Genomic DNA, 15,989 nt, shown 5'->3' with positions numbered 1-15,989 from the left:
ATGCGCATCGCATCCGCACCGCCGACCCGAACCGCACCACCTGCGCGAACCGGACCGCGCCGCCTGCTCACCGCCTGCCTTGCGCTCGCCCTCGCGCTGTTCGCCCTCGCCGGGCCACGCACCCCGGCCAGGGCGCAGGACAACGGGGCCGCGCTTACCCCGCTGATGGGCTGGAGCAGCTGGTCGTTCCTGCGCGGCTCGCCCACCGAGGCGAAGATGAAGGCCCAGGCGCAGGCCATGTCCAGCTCCGGCCTGGTCGCCGCGGGATACAAGTACGTCAACCTCGACGACTTCTGGTACCTCAACCCCGCCACCGCCGTCGACACCTACGGCCGCTGGGTGACGGACCCATCCAGGTTCCCCGACGGCATGGCGAATCTGGGCTCGTACATCCACGGCCTCGGCGAGAAGTTCGGCATGTACCTCACGCCCGGCATCCCGGTCGCCGCGTACAACCAGAACACCCCGATCGAGGGCACGCAGTACCACGCTCGCGACATCGTCTCGGACACCAGCAGCCACGAGACGAACTACAACTTCGGCAACGTCATGTACTACATCGACTACGCCAAGAACCCGGCGGCCGCGCAGGCCTACCTGAACTCCTGGGCCGACCTGCTGGCCGGATACGGCATCGACTACCTCAAGGTGGACGGCGTCAGCCCCAACGACGGCGACAGCGAGGCCGTCGCCGACGTCCAGCACTGGGCCGCGGCGCTCAACCAGAGCGGCCGCACCATCCACCTGGAGCTGTCCAACTCGCTGACCACCGCCGACATCGCCTCCTGGCAGCAGTACTCCAACGGCTGGCGCATCGACGGCGACATCGAGTGCTACTGCGGCGCGAACGGCTCCTCCTTCCCGCTCACCGACTGGAACAACGTCAAGGGCCGCTTCACCGACGTCGCCCGCTGGATCGGCGACGGGGTCACCGGCGGCTGGAACGACCTGGACTCGATCGAGGTGGGCAACGGCAGCAACGACGGGCTGACCCTCGACGAGCGCAAAACCCAGCTGACGCTGTGGGCGATCGAGAACTCGAACCTCACCCTCGGCGTGGACCTGACGAACCTGGACTCCACCGACCTGGCTCTGATCACCAACCCCGAGGTGCTGGCCGTGGACCAGGCCGGCCACCCGGCGCGCCCCGTGGACGCGACCACCACGGCGCAGGCCTGGTACGCGCCCAACGGCGACGGCAGCTACACGGTCGCGCTGTTCAACCTCGCCGACTCCGCCGCCACGGTCACGGCGAACTGGCAGGACATCGGCTTCACCGGCTCCGCGGCGGCCGTGCACGACGAGTGGTCCCACACCGACCTGGGCAGCTTCGCCACCGGCTACAGCGCCTCGCTGCCCGCTCACGGCTCGGCGCTGCTGAAGGTCACGCCGACCAGCGCGGTCACCTACACCGCCATGTCCTACAACCTCGTCAACGTCAACAGCGGCATGAACCTGGCCGTCTCCGGCAACTCGACCGCCTCGGGCGCCGCGATCGTGCAGCAGAGCGCTGACAACGCCCTGGACCAGGAGTGGCAGCTGGTCCCGGTCGGCGACGGCACGTACAAGGTGCTCAACCGCGCCAGCCGGCTGCAGCTGACCGCGCCGTCCGCCGCGCAGGGAGCCCAGCTGATCCAGAAGGCCGACGACAACGCCGGCGACTCGCGCTGGCGGTTCGCGCCGGCCGGCAGCGGCTCCTACACGCTGGCCGCCGTCTCGGACGGGCTGCTCGCCGACGTCTCCGGCGCCTCGACGAGCGCGGGCGCACCGGTGATCCAGTGGCCGTCCAACGGCGGCGCCAACCAGCGCTGGACGCTGACGCCGGTCCCGGAGCCCAACCAGGGCTACCGCGTGGAGAACTGGCTGACCGGCGGACGGCTGGACGTGGACAACGATTCCACCGCCAACGGCGCGCACCTGCTCGAATGGTCCGACAACGGCCGCGCCGACCAGCGCTGGAGCTTCGTCAAGCAGCCCGGCGGCGCCTACACGATCGTCAACGCGAACAGCGGCAAACTCGTCAACATCCCCGGCCCGACGACCACGCAGGGCACCCAGCTGATCCAGTACCAGGACGACGGCAACAGCAACTCGCGCTGGACGCTCCTGGACGAAGGGCCCGGGGTGGTCGCGCTGCAAAGCGTGTACGACAGCCAGCTGATCGACCTGTCCAACGGCGGCACCGCTCTGGGTACCGCCGTGATCCAGTGGCCCTCGAACGGCGGACTGAACCAGCGCTGGACCCTGGCCCCCTGACCGCGCGGCGCTGCGTTGACCGCCGACGCGCAGCGCCGCGCTAAGACCACGCGACCGCACTCGCGTGGACCGGGCGTGTGGCCGACCGGACCACGGTCGGCCACACGCCCTCGCCGCGCCCGAAGCGGGACGTGATCCGCAGGAGCGGTGACGTCAACCGGAGGAGCTGTCGAAGCGCAGCTTGGAGGTGATCCGGTACCGGTCGCCCCGGTAGATCGAGCGGGCGAACTCGACGATGCGGCCGGTCACATCCCGCGTGGTGCGCTCGATCAGCAGCACCGGGGAGTACAGCGGCACGTCGAGCAGGTCGGCCTGGTCCGGGTTGGTCACCGTCGGCTCGATGGTCTGGATCGCGTCGGCCACCACCACGTCGAAGCGCTCGCGCAGCAGCTGGTAGAAGTTGCCAGACTCCATCTCCCGTTCGGTCAGGCCCGGCACCAGCGCGGCGGGCACGTCGATGCGCTCGATCGCCATCGGCTCCTTGTCGACCAGGCGCAGCCGCACGATCCGCAGCACCGGCTCGGACGGGGAGAGCTTGAGCCGGGTCGCCCGCGGCGCGCCGGCCGGGGCCGCGCGGAAGGCGAGCACCCGGCTGGTCCAGTAGCCCTCGGCCGGCGGCACCGCGAAGGCGTTCGTGGTGCCGCCGCTCAGCTCCTGGGTGATCTTGTGCGGGCTGGTGAAGGTGCCGCGGCCCTGCTGGCGCACGAGCAGGCCGGTGCGGGCCAGGTCGTCGATCGCCGCGCGCACCGTGGGCCGCGAGACGCCCAGCCGCAGCGCCAGGTCCCGTTCCGGGGGCAGCGCGGTGCCCGGTCCGGCCTGCTCGATCAGGTCGAGCAGGTGGCGGCGCACACCGTCGCGTTTGGCCGTGGCCGGCTGGCGGGCGGGGACGGATTGGTCCATGCCTCTCACGCGTCCATCGTCTCAGCAATCCTCGCCCCCACGGGCACGCCGAGCGCGCGCAGCAGCCCGGCGTGCCGGGCGAGCCGGGCGGTGAAGTCGGCGTAGTCGCGCGTGCCGCTCCAGGCGACCTCGGCCAGCGCGCACAGCCGCGGGAAGGCGAGGTACTCCACGTGCGCGGGGGTCGGGGCGAACTCGGTCCACAGCTGCGCCTGGGTGCCGAGGACCCCTGGCCGCAAGCCGTCGTCGGGGTCTGCGACGCGCAGTGCGCCGGCGAGCGGTTCGAAGCGGTACACGTCGCGCAGGGTCGTGATTCCCTGCGGGTGGCCCGGCGGCTCGTCGGGGTGGTCGCGCTGCGGATAGTCGAAGTAGGTCGACAGGTGCGGCGCCATGATCACCTGATGGCCGCGCCGGACCGCACGGCGGCCGTGCTCCACCTCGCGCCACGCGGTCAGGGCCACATCGGCGGGCAGGCGCGCGTCGGCCGCGTGCCCGGTCTCGTCCCAGCAGACCGCGCGGCGGCCGTGCTCGGCGAGGAAGTCGCGCATCTGGCTCAGGAACCAGCCGTGCAGTTCGCCCGGTGAACCGAGCCCGAGTTCGCGGACCCGGGCGCGGGCCGCCGCGCTGGTCTCCCACTGCCGGGTCGGGCACTCGTCGCCGCCGATGTGGAGGTAGCGGCCGGGGAACAGGCCGAGGGTCTGTCCCAGCACCTCGCGGCAGAAGTCCAGGGCCTCGTCGTGGACGCCGAAGATGTCCTCGCTCACCCCCCAGCTGGTCCAGACCGAGAGCCGGCGGTCCGGTTCGTTGCCCACTCGCGGGTAGGCGGCGAGCGCGGCGCGGGCGTGCCCCGGCAGGTCGATCTCCGGCACGATGCGTATGCCGCGCGCGGCCGCGTACTGAACCAGGGATGCCAGTTCGCGGCGGGTGTAGTAGCCGCCGTGCGGAACCCCGTCGAAGCGGTCGCTGCCCGCCGGGCCGATCATGGACTGCGCGCGCCACGCGCCGATCTCGGTGAGCAGCGGCAGCCCGTCGATCTCGATCCGCCAGCCCTGATCGTCGGTCAGGTGCAGATGCAGCACGTTGAGCTTGTGCAGGGCGAGCAGGTCGACGAACCGGTAGAGGAACTGCGGCGGCATGAAGTGCCGGGCGACGTCGAGCAGCACGCCGCGCCACGGCAGCCGCGGAGCGTCGCGGATCGTGAGGCAAGGCCAGCTCCACGCGGTACCCGATGCGGCCGCCGGATCCGCGGCGCCGGCCGGCAGCAACTGCCGCAGGGTCTGCACTGCGTGGAAGAGGCCCGCTTCGTGCGGCGCGGTCAGGGTCACGCGCTCGGTGCGGATCTGCAGGGCGTAGGATTCACGGTCCGCCGGGCCGCGGTCGTTTCCGAGCCTGCGGTCCGCTGTCTCCACCAGGTCGAGCCGGATGCCCGGCGTGTCGGGCGCGTTCGTTCTGGCGCGGTCGTCGCCGAGGTACTGCGCCAGCAGGTCGGCCGCGCGTCCCGCGCCCGGACCGGCGGTAAGGTTCGGCGTCGCCGGAATGACGAACCTGCCGGGATGCAGGGCCAGCTCCGCGGGTCGCGGGACGAGCGCCACGAGCGGATCGGCCGCGGCGTCGCGGCTGACTGCGGCACCGCTCATTCCTTCACCGCGCCGGAGGTCATGCCCTCCACGAGGCGGCCCTGAATGATCATGAAGAAGACGATGACCGGCAGCGCGAACAGGCTCGAGGCGGCGATCAGGCCGCCGTAGTCCGTGCCGGTGCTGGTGCTGAAGGAGACCAGCCACACCGGCAGCGTGTACTTGTCCTGGTCCTTCATCATCACGTACGCGTACACGTAGTCGTTCCAGGCCGTGATGAACGCGAACACGCTCGTCGCGATGACCCCCGGAGCCACCAGCGGCAGCAGGATCAGCCTGATCACCGTCATCCGCCCGGCCCCGTCGACCATCGCGGCCTCCTCGATCTCGACCGGCACCCCGTGCAGGAACCCGCGCAGCGTCCAGATCGTGAAGGGCAGCACGAACGCCACATAGGTCAGCGTCAGCCCGATCAGGGTGTTGAGCAGGTGCGCGCTGCGCAGGGTGAGGAACAGCGGGATCAGCAGCGCGGGCTGCGGAACCATCTGCACCGTCAGCACCCCGATGAGGAACCCGCGCCGGCCGAGGAAGCGGAACCTGGTCAGCGCGGTCGCGGCGAAGAAGGCCACCGCCAGCGAGAGCAGCACCACGCTCGCGGTCACGATCAGGCTGTTGCGCAGATACGTGCCGAACAGCGGCTTGTGGATCGCGTCGGCGAAGTTGCCCAGGCTCAGCGGGATCGGCAGGAACGCCGGCGTGGGACTGAGGATCCTGCCGTACGGCTTGAACGCGGTGTTCACCATCCAGTACACCGGGAACGCCCAGAGCACGCAGAACAGCGCCGCGGCCGCGTTGAGGGCGACCTTGTGTCTCTTCACAGCTGTTCTCCCGTGCGCACCAGGCGGCGGACGTAGGAGGCGGTCAGCACCAGCAGCAGCGCGACCGAGACCACCGCGATCGCCGCGCCCTGCCCGAAGGACTGGCTGCTGAAGGCCCGTGCGAACGACCAGATGCCGAGCGTGCTGGTCGCGCCGTTCGGCCCGCCCTGGGTCAGGATCCAGATCTGGTTGAACACGTTGAAGTCCCAGATCACCGACAGGATCGTCACCAGCAGCAGGATCGGGCGCAGCAGCGGCACCGTCACCAGGCGAAATCCGGTCCACGGCCCGGCGCCCGCCAGCGCCGCCGCCTCGTAGTAGGAGCGCGGGATCTGGCTGAGCCCGGCGTGCAGGGTGAGCGCCACGAACGGCACCGACTGCCAGACCACCAGCAGCCAGAGGACGAAGAACGCCGAGTGCGGGCCGGCCAGCCAGTCGTGCTGCGCATAGTCGCCGGCCAGGCGCGTACTGGTGATCAACCAGTTGACGACGCCGTAGGTCGGCTGGAACAGCCACTGCCACACCAGCGTCGCCGCGACGTTCGGCATCGCCCACGCGCAGATCAGGCAGAGCGTCACCGCGGTGCGCATCCGCCGGCCGAGCCGGCCCATCAGCTGCGCCACCAGCAGGCCGATGACCAGCGTGCCGGCCGCCAGCGCGGCGCAGAACACGAGCGTGCGCAGCAGCACCGCGCCGAACTGGCCGTCGGCGAGGACGGCGCGGTAGTTGGCCGCGCCGTTCCACCTCGTCGTGCCGGTGAACAGCGCCCGCAGCCCGTAGTCCTGCATCGAGATGAGCACCAGGCGCACCAGCGGATAACCCAGCACCAGGGCCAGAATCAGCGCGGCCGGCGCCAGCAGCACGTAAGGCAGCGCCCTGTCACGACCGCGGCCCCCGCGCCGCCGCCGCGCGGCCCGCCGGCCCGCGCGCTTCCCCTCCGGGCCCGCTGGACCCTGACCGGCCGGTCCGCGATCCTGCGCCGGGCTCGCCGGGTCCAGCACGCCCGCCGCGCCCTCGCCGCTCACGCCGCCGTCACTGCGCGGCATTGAGCGCCTGGTCCAGGTGCGCGTCGAAGTCCTTCGCCGCCTGCGCCACGCTCTTGCGGCCGGTGGCGATGTCGGCGAAGAAGGCGTTGATCGACTTGTCGCTCTCGATCGTGGCCCAGCCGGGCGTGGCCGGGGTCGCCACGCTGCGCTTGGCCGCGGCCGCGAACGCCTGCGAGGTCGCCGACAGGGAACCCGAGGTCTGGTCGATCAGCTGGGTGGAGACCGGGGTCCAGCCGTCCGTGCCGACGATCGCGCCGGTCTGCACCGAGACGCTGGTCGCGGCCTTGAGGTAGGCGAGCGCGAGGTCCTGGTTCGGGCTCTTGGCCGCGATCGCCAGGTCCGAGCCGCCGAGGAACACCGGCTGCGTCGTACCGGGCGCGGCGCCGGGCAGCGGGAAGGTGCCGATCTGGTCCTTGAGCGCGTTGTCGCCGTGGGACGCCGCGTCCTTCAGGACCGTGTTCACGCTGGTGTCCAGGATCGCGGCGGCCTTGCCGTCGGCGAACAGCGCGGCCTGGTCGGGGCTCTTGGTGTCCACGTCCCGGGAGGCGGCGGTCGAGTAGGTGTTCTGGAAGCTCTTCCAGGCCGCCAGGCCCTGCTGCGCGGCGGCCGACTCCAGCGCGCCGGACCACGAACCGCCGTTCTGCACGGCCAGCTGCCCGCCGGCGGCCCAGACGAACTGCAGGGCGCCGTACCAGTACTGGCCCGGGAAGTAGAAGGCGCTGAAGCCGGGGGACGCGTTCGCCTTCTTGATCTTGTCCAGGTCGGCGGTGAGCTCGGCGAAGCTGGCCGGGGCAGTGCTCACCCCGGCCGCGCCCCAGATCTTCTTGTTGTAGATCACCGCGCGGTTGCCGGCGAACAGCGGCGCGGCGTAGAGCTTGCCGTCCACGGTGGCCGGGCCGACCAGTCCGGGCAGCCAGCTCTGGCCGCCGGCGAGCTGCGCCCGGTGCGCGGTGATGTCGCTCAGCGCGCCGGTCGCGGCGAACAGCGGGACGTCGGTGTTGCCGATCTCCAGCACGTCCGGCGGGTTGTCCTGGGCCAGCGCGGTGCTGATCTTGGTGTTGATGTCGTCCCACTCCTGGATCTGCACCCTGACCTTGGCGCCGGTGGCCTTCTCGAAGGCCGTGTCGATCGCGTTCTGCGCCTGGCTGCTCAGGTCGCCGTCCATGTACCAGACGGTCAGGGTCTTGCCGCCCGCCGCGCCGGACCGCGCCTGGCCGGAGGTGGCGCAGCTGCACGCGGTCGCGGCGAGAGCCAGCGCCGCGCCGAGGGCGACAGGAGCGAGGGAGCGTCGGTGCACCGGATCCTCCTTGGCAGTGCCGCGCCCGGCCGAAGGGGCGGGGCCGCGGTTCGGTCGGTGATGCTTGCACTTGACCAATGGTCATGTCAACGGTCTAGACCAAAGCGGCCCCAGGGCTTGACAGGAGCGCGTGTGCAGGTCACTTTGATGGCCATCACGCGCAAGAACTTACCCTTGGTCAATTTCATGGAAGGGGTGGTGTGGCCCGCGGCGCCCAGGGCCGTACCGCTCCCGCCCTACCCCTGACCCGATCTCGCCCAGGAGCGAACGATGGATCCCCAACCCCGTGCGCGACGGCGCCCGCGCGCACTACGCCGCGCCGGCCTTGCCGTCGCGGCCGTGGCCGCGTGTACCGCGGCGACGCTGATGCCGACCGTGTGGTCCGCGCAAGCCGCCGGGTCCGCGGTCACCGTGCTGTACAAGACCAGTACCGGCGCGACCGCCGACGAGGCAGAGCCCTGGTTCGAGGTGGTCAACAACACCGGCGGCGCGATCCCGTACACCCAGCTGACCCTGCGTTACTACTTCACGGCCGACGCGAACGTGTCCTACACCTTCGCCTGCGCGTGGGCGGTGGTCGGCTGCTCGAACATCACCGGCGCGGTCTACCCGATGCCGAGCCCCACCTCGAGCGCGGACCACTACCTGCAGATCGGCTTCACCACGTACGCCGGGTCGCTTGCCGCCGGAGCCGACAGCGGCGACATGCAGCTGCGGCTGTACCGCAGCGACTGGCAGAACGTGAACCAGGCCGACGACTACTCGTTCAACGCGGCCGACACCAGCTACACCGTGTGGAACCACGTGACCGCCTATCAGAACGGCGCGCTGGTCTGGGGCGCCGACCCGAACGGCGCCGCCGCAGGCAGCGGCTCGCCGTCCGCCTCGGCCTCGTCCTCGTCGAGTCCGAGCGCCAGCCCGACCGGCTCGTCGAACCCGCCCCCGGCCGGCGTCCTGTTCGACGACTTCAACTACACCGGTTCGAGCGACCCGAACCTGGCCGCGCACGACTGGAGCGTGCGCACCAGCGCCGGCGGACCCGGCGTGACCGGAGCGACCTGGTCGGCCAGCGCGATCACCTTCCCGCCCTCCACGGCGGCCGGCGGCACGCACGTCATGCAGCTGACCGCGAGCACCGACGGAACCGCCGCGAACACGATCCAGGCGGAGATCGACACCACCCGGCGCAAGTTCCTCGACGGGACCTATGCCGCGCGCGTCCACCTGACCGACGCGCCGGTCTCCGGGCCGAACGGCGACGACGTCAACGAGACCTTCTACACGATCTCGCCCCTGGCTAGTTGCGACGACCCGAACTACAGCGAGAACGACTTCGAATACCTGCCCAACGGCGGCTGGGGCGTCAACGGCCCGCGCATGTACACCACCACCTGGTACACGTACTGCGACAGCCCCTACTCGCAGGACAACAGCTCCACGAGCGTCGTCGCGAGCGACGCCGGCTGGCACACCCTGGTGATGACCGTGCACGCCGGCACCGTCACCTACTACATCGACGGCAGCCAGTACTGGTCGACCAGCGGCAAGTACTACCCGCGCGAGAACATGACCATCGACTTCAACGAGTGGTTCATCAACGGCTACCTGAACGGCAGCTCGACCCCGCGCAGCTGGCAGGAGCAGGTCGGCTGGGTCTACTTCGCCGGCGGCGCCGCGCTCTCCCCGGCGCAGGTGAGCAGCAACGTGGCCGCACTGCAGTCGGCCGGCACCAGCTTCCTCGACACGGTGCCGAACAGCTGACCCCACCCGCGGGTCGCGCCCCGGCCGCATCTGCCGGCCGGGGCGCGGTCTGACGATCAAAAGGTCTGACGGTACACCAGATGCAGCAGCAGCTCGCCGGCCACCGCGGCCGGAAGCGTCACCAGCATCCAAAGGCAGGTACGCGCGTACTGCCGTCCGCGTCGGCCCAACGCCGCGACCAGGACGATCCCGATCACCGCGAACAGCGCCGCGCTGGAGTAGTAGCCCAGGAACAGCGCGTACGCGATGGCCGCCTCACCGAGGAACGCACTGGCCAAAAGCGCGAGCCCGAGCCCGCGAACCGGCCCGCGCGCCGATCGCCACAGTGTCCCGGCGACAGCGAACGTCGGCCCGCCGATCACGCCGCACAACGCCCAGAACGCGGTGATGCCGCCGCTGACCGCGACGCCGCGCACGTGCGCGGTCACGTCGTAGGCGGCCAGCTCCACCACGCAGGTCACCAGCCCCGCCACAGCCGCCTGCGAGTACCGGCGCGCCGCGATCCCGACCGCGAAGGCCGGGGCCAGCCACGGACTGGCCGCGTTCACCAGGCTGAGCCAGGGCGAATCCAGGTGCGCCTGAAGCAGATCCGTCGCGACACCGACCAGCACCCCGACGAGCACGGCGAGCGCGAGCAGCGTCCCCAAGCCCGCGTGCCGGCCGGACTGCTGCCGGCCACCGGCGCGGACACCACCGATGATCCGCCGCAGCTGATCCGCGCGCCGCGCCCCAGGCGAACCGTCGGGCGTGGCCGCGAGCGCAGGCTCGTCCGGCGTGGTCTTCGGCGGATTGGCGCTCATGTGATCGACACTATCCGCCGCGCTCCTGCTGCGGCGCGACCCGGGCGGCGTATGCGGGCGGCAGCGGCAGCAGTGCACCCAGCGCGCGGACGGTCTCGGCCGCGGCGACGGCCTGGCTGCGGCCGTTGCCGTGCAGGCCGTCGCTGCTGATCGTGCTCGGGTCGCGGGCCGTGGGGTGGTCGGCCAGGTCGACGTGTGTCGTGCCGAGCCGCGCCGCGAGCGCGTTGGTGCGCCGGCCCAGGGCCGCCATGCGCTCGGTCGGCGACGGGTTGAGCCAGGCGGGCAGGCTCGGATACAGGGACCGCACGAAGATCGACACGGTGATGACCCGCGCCCCCTGCGCCTGTAAGGCCTCGATCATCGCCGCCAGATCCCGGTCGACGCCGTCCGCGCGCGCCTCGTAGCCCGGCCGCAAGGCGTCATTGGCTCCGCACACCACCAGCGCCAGGTCCGGGTGGAAAGCCAGCGCGGGATCCAACTGCGTGGCGAGCACCTCGTGCGTGCGCAGCCCACGGCGGCCCAGGTTCAGGTACGCGGTGCCCGCAGCGGTGCGCTCCAGTTCGGCGGCGACCCGATCCGCCAGCGGCAGCGGACTGTAGCCGGGCACCGGTTCCGCGACACCCTCCGCGATGCTGTCTCCGAGCACCGCGAAGCGGCGCCACGGATGCCCGGCCAGCAGCGCCAGCGCCTCATCAGGACGCAGACAGTACGGATCGGCGGCTTCCGCGAAGGCGGCGCCGGCTTGGCCTCGCGCGGGCGCCGCGTGGTCGCTGGTCATCTCAGCTGGGATACTTCCGTTTCATGGGCGACGGCGCGGACACGGTGGACGTCTGGCTGATCGACGGCCGCGCGCCATGCCCGGACCTGGTGAACCTGCTCGCGCTGCTCGGTCCCGACGAGCGCACGCGCGCCGAAGCCTGCCTCTCGGCCGCGGACCGGCGCGAGTACGTCGTCGCGCACGCCGCCTTGCACTGCATCGTCGGCGACCGGATCGGCGTCGCGCCGGCGCAGGTCGGCTGGAAGCTCGGGCCGCACGGCAAGCCGCACCTGAGCGTGGGCGGACCTGGGCGGCGCGTCGAGGCCAACCTGTCGCACTCGGGCGATGTGTGCATGGTCGCGGTCTCGGCGTCTCGCGCGGTCGGCGTCGATATCCAGCAGTTGGCGAGCGGTTCCACGGCGGCGGCGCTGGCGCGGCGGTATTTCCCGCCGCAGGAAGTGCGGCTCGTGCTCGCCGCCGAAGACGCGGCCGGAAAGGCGGCAGTGTTCGCCCGGCTGTGGGCCCGCAAGGAGGCGCTGGTCAAAGCGGCCGGCTCTCGTCTGCTGCGCGGCCTGGCGGCACCGGCGCACGGCCCCGGGCCGCTGACGGTCCATCACCCCGGGGTTTCGCCGCACCCGGTGCGCGTCGCGGATCTGCAGGCTCCACCGGGCTATTGCGCCGCGGTCGCGCTGATCGGTGCCGAGCCCTTCCGCGTCGTGACACGGACATGGGAGTGGCCGCAAGCGCTGTGGGAGGCGAGCACCGCCAGGCAGAGGCAGCCCTGTACCGGGTCGTAGTCGCACAGCGCGATGCTTCGCGGCGAGTCGGCGCGCGCGTCATATTCGGCGGCGAGTTCCCACCACAAGCCGGTGAGCGGCTGCGCGGCTTGCGCGACGCGCACCCGGCACTCGCCCCCAGACGCGAGGGCGCCCGCGTGCCGGGCCCAGTGCGACAACGCCGACCCGAGTATCACCGTCGACGCGGTGTGCTGCGCGCACAGCGTCTTGAGCTCCTGCTCGACCGCGTCCTCACGGATCCCTGCTCGCGTGATGATCGGCCCGAGCCGCAGGGGCGAGGCAGAGTTCGGCCCGTGCCCGCAGTCCCCGAGAAGCAGGGCGACACCGGTGTGGCCCGCGGGGATCGCGACGTTGTCGCTTGCCCGGTAGGGGAGTGCGGCCTGCTCGACGACGAGCAGCAGGGCGCGGCGTAGCCCGGCGGTCCGCGCGTACTGGCGGATAAGGCGCAGCGCGGTGAACGGCGCGGCAACACCCTGATCGCTCAGCCCGAAGGCGAGCGGCTTGCCCGGACAGTTCCCGCTGAGCAGCGCGGCCATGTTGCGGCCGGGGTTGACGTCCGGGATGGCGTACGCGAATACGAGCAGATCGACGCTCTCGTGCGCGGGCACGGCCCGCTGGAGCAGCGCGGTCGCCATCTCGCTGTACGACCAGCCGGCCCAGTCGCGATCGTCGCACGACGCATCGAGCCCGTGCTCGCGCAACATGTCCCGCATGTACAGGTCGAGCCGCGCGGCGTACGCCGCGTCGTGCGCCTGACGCGCCGGTTGCGGGAACGCCATCCGCACCGCCGCGCGCACGTCCCAAGCGGGACCTTCCCGGCCGTCGGCCAACACCGGATCGCCCAGGTCGGCGGGTTCGGCAGATTCGGCAGGGTCGGCAGGGTCAGCGAGATCAGTGGGGTCAGCGAGACTGGTGGGGTCGGCGGCGTCCCGGCGCGGCGCGACCGCCGAGAAGGCCATCAATCCTCCTCGGGAAGCAGATTCGCGGCGATGTAGCCGGCCAGCGTGCCGATGGTGGCGAAGTCGTCCCGGCCCAGCTCCTCGACGCTGATCTCCCGCTCCAGGCGCTCCTCGAGTTCGAGCACCAGCTCCAGCGCGGCGGTGGAGCTCAGACCCAGCGCCTCCATCAGCGTAGTCTCCGCCGTCGCGCCGGCGACCTCACGCTTGAGTACCCGCGGCAGCAGCGCGCAGATCTCCTCGACGACCCGATCGCGCAGCCCGGGATCGGCCGCCGTGTCCAGCTCCGTCATTGTTCGCTCCCTTATCCAGTCGGTCCGGCGCAGTGCGTCAGTGTTCGAAAACCATGGCCGCGAAGGCCGCGCCACGGCCGGCCCCCGCGGCCATCACGTAGTGCTCGCCGGGACGCAGCAGCTCCCGGCGCACAGCGGTGCGGTAGTTGATGAAGGCGTCCGCGCAGAACACGTGGCCGTATGCGGCCAGGTTCTCGAGCACGACCCGCTCGAGCGGGAAGCCGAGGATCCGGCAGACCTGCCGCCAGATCGGCGCGTTCACGTTGTGCGGAAGCAGGGCGCTGACCGCGTCGAGAGGCAGCGCCGCACGCTGCAGCGCCGCGTGGATCGTGTCCGCGAGCAGTTGCGCGTAGTCGCGCTGAAAGGCCAGCGCGACCTGCTCGGCGTCGTCGTCGTATTCAGCGCGCTGGTCCACGGCGTACGCCAGCATCCGGTCACGCGGACCGTCGGCGGCGACCAGGCAAGCCGAGGCGCCCTCGCTGAAGAACGTGGTGTCCGGCAGGATCTCGGCCTCGGCGGTGAACGTCTTCTCCCCGGCCAGCACCAGCGCCAGGGCGCCCGGATCGGGATCGGCGGCGAGCAGGCGGCCGACGACGTCCAGCGCGAGCAGCCCGGACGCGCAGGCGTGGTGGCCGACGGCGAACGCGCTGGCCCGCTCGAGCCCGAACTCGCGGCACAGCTCGTGCACCGGGTGCAGCGGATACGGGACGACCGACGGGAAGGTGCGCGCGTGCACGACATAACGGACGTCCTGTTCGCGGCCGCGCAGCCCGCCGAGTCCGGCGACGGCGGCGCGCAGCAGGTCGATCAGGTCGCCGCCCGGGTCCCGGCGCACCTCGCCGAGCTTGTGATACCTGCGGAAGACCTTGACCTGCATCGGCGTGAGCCCATACTGGGCGGCGACCTCGTCGACGCTCGTGCGCTGCTCGGGAAGGTGGACCGCGACGTCCAGCAGTGCGGTCACGGCGCGCTCCCGCGCTCCCTGCTCCTGCTCCTGCTCGACATTCACGCCGCCGTCTCGGCCAGGTGCCGCTGCCGCATCAGGAACTTGCGCACCTTGCCCGTGGGGCCGAGGATCAGCTGCCCGTCGTCGATCACGACGACGTTGCGCAGCGTCGCCGCGGCGGCGCCGGACAGGGCGGCCCGGATCGCGGCGGTGCGCTCCGCGGTCGGGTCGGCCCAGGCGTGCAGGCTGAGCAGCACGTCCGTGAACACCCCGCCGCTCGCCGTCGCGGCCACGATGGTGCAGTCGCGCACATCCGGGCACGCTTTGAGGATGCGCTCCTCGGACATGGCCGTGTACAGCCACTCACCGCCGCCCAGGTCCACCGAATCGACCGCACGGTCCACGTGGTAGTAGTAGCCGTCGCCGTCGCGGTACATCAGATCGCCGGTCAGGTAGTAGCCGCCCAGCCGGTTGCGATAGGTGTTCACCGAGTCGTTCCAGTAGCCCGGCGCCAGCGTCGGCGCCTTGAGCCCGAAGTGGCCGACCTCCCCGACCGGCACTTCCCGCCCGGTCTTCAGGTCGAGCAGCGCGACGTCGGCGAACACGTGCGGCCGGCCGACGCACCGGCCGTACCGCTCGGTGTCGGTGCGGTGGGTGATGTGGAAGGCCGAGTGCCCCATCTCGGTGGAGCCCAGGCCGTCCACGAAGCTCGAACCGGGGACCCGCCGCACGCCGTCGCGGGTGACGATGTTGCGCGAACCGGCCGCGACCAGGTGCCGGACATGCGGCTCGTGCGCGCAGTCCCCGGTGTTGAACCACAGCGACACCGAGTCCAGGTCGTACTCGGTCAGGTCGAATCTGGCCAGCTCGGCCCAGGTGACGGCGAAGCCGAACACGCCGGTCGGCCGCCAACGCGCGATCGCGTCGAGGATCGCGGCGCCATCGCGCTGCTGCGAGAGATAAAGCAGCTCGCTGCGATTGCACAGCGCGTGGTTGACGGTCATGATCCCGGCCGCGTGCGCCGACGGCAGCGCGCTGAGGATCCGCTCGGTGCCCTGCGCGCGAGGCGAGCCGAGCCGAATCATCCGCGTCGCCGCGAACAGGCTGCCGTGCGAGTGCACGACCGCCGCGGGCATCCGCGTCGTACCGGACGAATGGGTGATGGCGATCGGATCATCGGGGTGCAGGCGGTACGGCGGGGGAGCGGCGCCCGGATCGCCGGTGCCGGTCTCGGCCGCGTCGATCACGAGGCCGACGGCGAGATCCCGGCCGGCCAGCCGCGCCCGGTGCTCGGCGTCGGTGAGCAGGGCGGTGCCGCGCAGCCGCCTGATGTACTCGGCCGCCACGTCCGCGGGCAGTTGTGGATTCATCAGGGCCGGAATGGCGCCGATCCAGTTCAGCGCCAGCGTGTTGAGGAAGCAGTCGGCCGAGCTGGACACGTGCACGGCGACCGGGTCGCGTGGGCCGACGCCCCGGCCGATCAGCCACGCGGCTCGGGCCGCGACGCGCTCGTGCAGTTGCCCGAGGGTGAGCCCTGCCCAGGCCGGCAGGCCGTCCACCGCGCGGTCGAAGGCGATCCCCGGGCCGTCCAGCGGCGCGCCGTGCTCGATCAGCTTCGGCAGCACGTTGCCCGCACCGAGCTGCGGGTCCGCGGCCAGCGCCGCCCGGATGCCCGCGATACTCATGGCGTTACTCATGGTGTGCTCTCCCTCTCGTTCGCAATCCGGG

At 71.5% G+C, this 15,989-nt stretch carries 13 protein-coding genes; 3 read left to right on the top strand and 10 right to left on the bottom strand.

Features of this window, described 5'->3' with window-relative positions:
- On the top strand, positions 1–2,256 hold the full coding sequence (locus VFA06_RS05390; protein ID WP_324839284.1) for an alpha-galactosidase: 2,256 nt from the start codon (positions 1–3) through the stop codon (positions 2,254–2,256).
- Between the two features lie 153 nt (positions 2,257–2,409).
- Here VFA06_RS05390 and VFA06_RS05385 read toward each other — a convergent pair whose 3' ends face one another.
- Genes VFA06_RS05385 through VFA06_RS05365 form a run of 5 tightly spaced genes read right to left on the bottom strand, consistent with a single transcriptional unit; the run spans position 2,410 to position 7,951 of the window.
- Positions 2,410–3,156 carry a GntR family transcriptional regulator gene (locus tag VFA06_RS05385; protein ID WP_324839308.1) on the bottom strand — a complete coding sequence of 249 codons (747 nt, stop codon included), beginning with the start codon at positions 3,154–3,156 and terminating at the stop codon, positions 2,410–2,412.
- A 5-nt stretch (positions 3,157–3,161) separates the two neighbouring features.
- Entirely contained in the window at positions 3,162–4,790 is a 1,629-nt protein-coding gene (locus tag VFA06_RS05380; RefSeq protein ID WP_324839283.1) for a beta-N-acetylhexosaminidase, read from the bottom strand.
- A complete protein-coding gene (locus VFA06_RS05375; RefSeq protein WP_324839282.1) occupies positions 4,787–5,608 on the bottom strand; it encodes a carbohydrate ABC transporter permease in 822 nt (273 codons plus the stop codon). Before VFA06_RS05375 ends, VFA06_RS05380 begins: the two co-directional genes overlap by 4 nt.
- Positions 5,605–6,654, bottom strand: coding sequence for a sugar ABC transporter permease (locus tag VFA06_RS05370; RefSeq protein ID WP_324839281.1), 1,050 nt, complete (start codon positions 6,652–6,654; stop codon positions 5,605–5,607). The genes VFA06_RS05375 and VFA06_RS05370 overlap by 4 nt, the downstream gene beginning before the upstream one ends.
- Complete coding sequence (locus tag VFA06_RS05365) at positions 6,641–7,951, bottom strand: extracellular solute-binding protein (RefSeq protein WP_324839280.1); 1,311 nt, start codon at positions 7,949–7,951, stop codon at positions 6,641–6,643. Before VFA06_RS05365 ends, VFA06_RS05370 begins: the two co-directional genes overlap by 14 nt.
- 270 nt (positions 7,952–8,221) lie before the next feature.
- Between VFA06_RS05365 and VFA06_RS05360 the strand changes: the two genes are divergently transcribed.
- Positions 8,222–9,712, top strand: coding sequence for a cellulose binding domain-containing protein (locus tag VFA06_RS05360; RefSeq protein WP_324839279.1), 1,491 nt, complete (start codon positions 8,222–8,224; stop codon positions 9,710–9,712).
- A gap of 56 nt (positions 9,713–9,768) precedes the next feature.
- On the opposite strand, the gene VFA06_RS05355 is transcribed toward VFA06_RS05360, so the two are convergent.
- Positions 9,769–10,512, bottom strand: a complete 744-nt coding sequence (locus VFA06_RS05355; protein WP_324839278.1) for a DUF6518 family protein — start codon at positions 10,510–10,512, stop codon at positions 9,769–9,771.
- Positions 10,513–10,522: 10 nt separating this feature from the next.
- Positions 10,523–11,290 (bottom strand): SGNH/GDSL hydrolase family protein, encoded by a 768-nt coding sequence (locus VFA06_RS05350; RefSeq protein ID WP_324839277.1) that lies wholly within the window; start codon positions 11,288–11,290, stop codon positions 10,523–10,525.
- A gap of 23 nt (positions 11,291–11,313) precedes the next feature.
- Here VFA06_RS05350 and VFA06_RS05345 point away from each other — a divergent pair, with 23 nt between their 5' ends.
- On the top strand, positions 11,314–12,066 hold the full coding sequence (locus VFA06_RS05345; protein WP_324839276.1) for a 4'-phosphopantetheinyl transferase family protein: 753 nt from the start codon (positions 11,314–11,316) through the stop codon (positions 12,064–12,066).
- 958 nt (positions 12,067–13,024) lie between these two features.
- Here VFA06_RS05345 and VFA06_RS05340 read toward each other — a convergent pair.
- From VFA06_RS05340 to VFA06_RS05330, 3 genes are read right to left on the bottom strand one after another with little or no spacing between them, the layout of a single operon-like run.
- Positions 13,025–13,315, bottom strand: coding sequence for a phosphopantetheine-binding protein (locus VFA06_RS05340; protein ID WP_324839275.1), 291 nt, complete (start codon positions 13,313–13,315; stop codon positions 13,025–13,027).
- A gap of 37 nt (positions 13,316–13,352) precedes the next feature.
- Positions 13,353–14,324, bottom strand: a complete 972-nt coding sequence (locus VFA06_RS05335) for a 3-oxoacyl-[acyl-carrier-protein] synthase III C-terminal domain-containing protein (protein ID WP_324839274.1) — start codon at positions 14,322–14,324, stop codon at positions 13,353–13,355.
- Complete coding sequence (locus VFA06_RS05330) at positions 14,321–15,946, bottom strand: class I adenylate-forming enzyme family protein (RefSeq protein WP_349260059.1); 1,626 nt, start codon at positions 15,944–15,946, stop codon at positions 14,321–14,323. The genes VFA06_RS05335 and VFA06_RS05330 overlap by 4 nt, the downstream gene beginning before the upstream one ends.
- Positions 15,947–15,989: the final 43 nt, after the last annotated feature.

The organism is Actinocrinis sp. (assembly GCF_035653575.1).
Lineage (GTDB): Bacteria > Actinomycetota > Actinomycetes > Streptomycetales > Catenulisporaceae > Actinocrinis.
The sequence above is the reverse complement of the archived record's forward strand: the minus strand, read 5'-3'. Positions and strand labels throughout refer to the sequence as shown.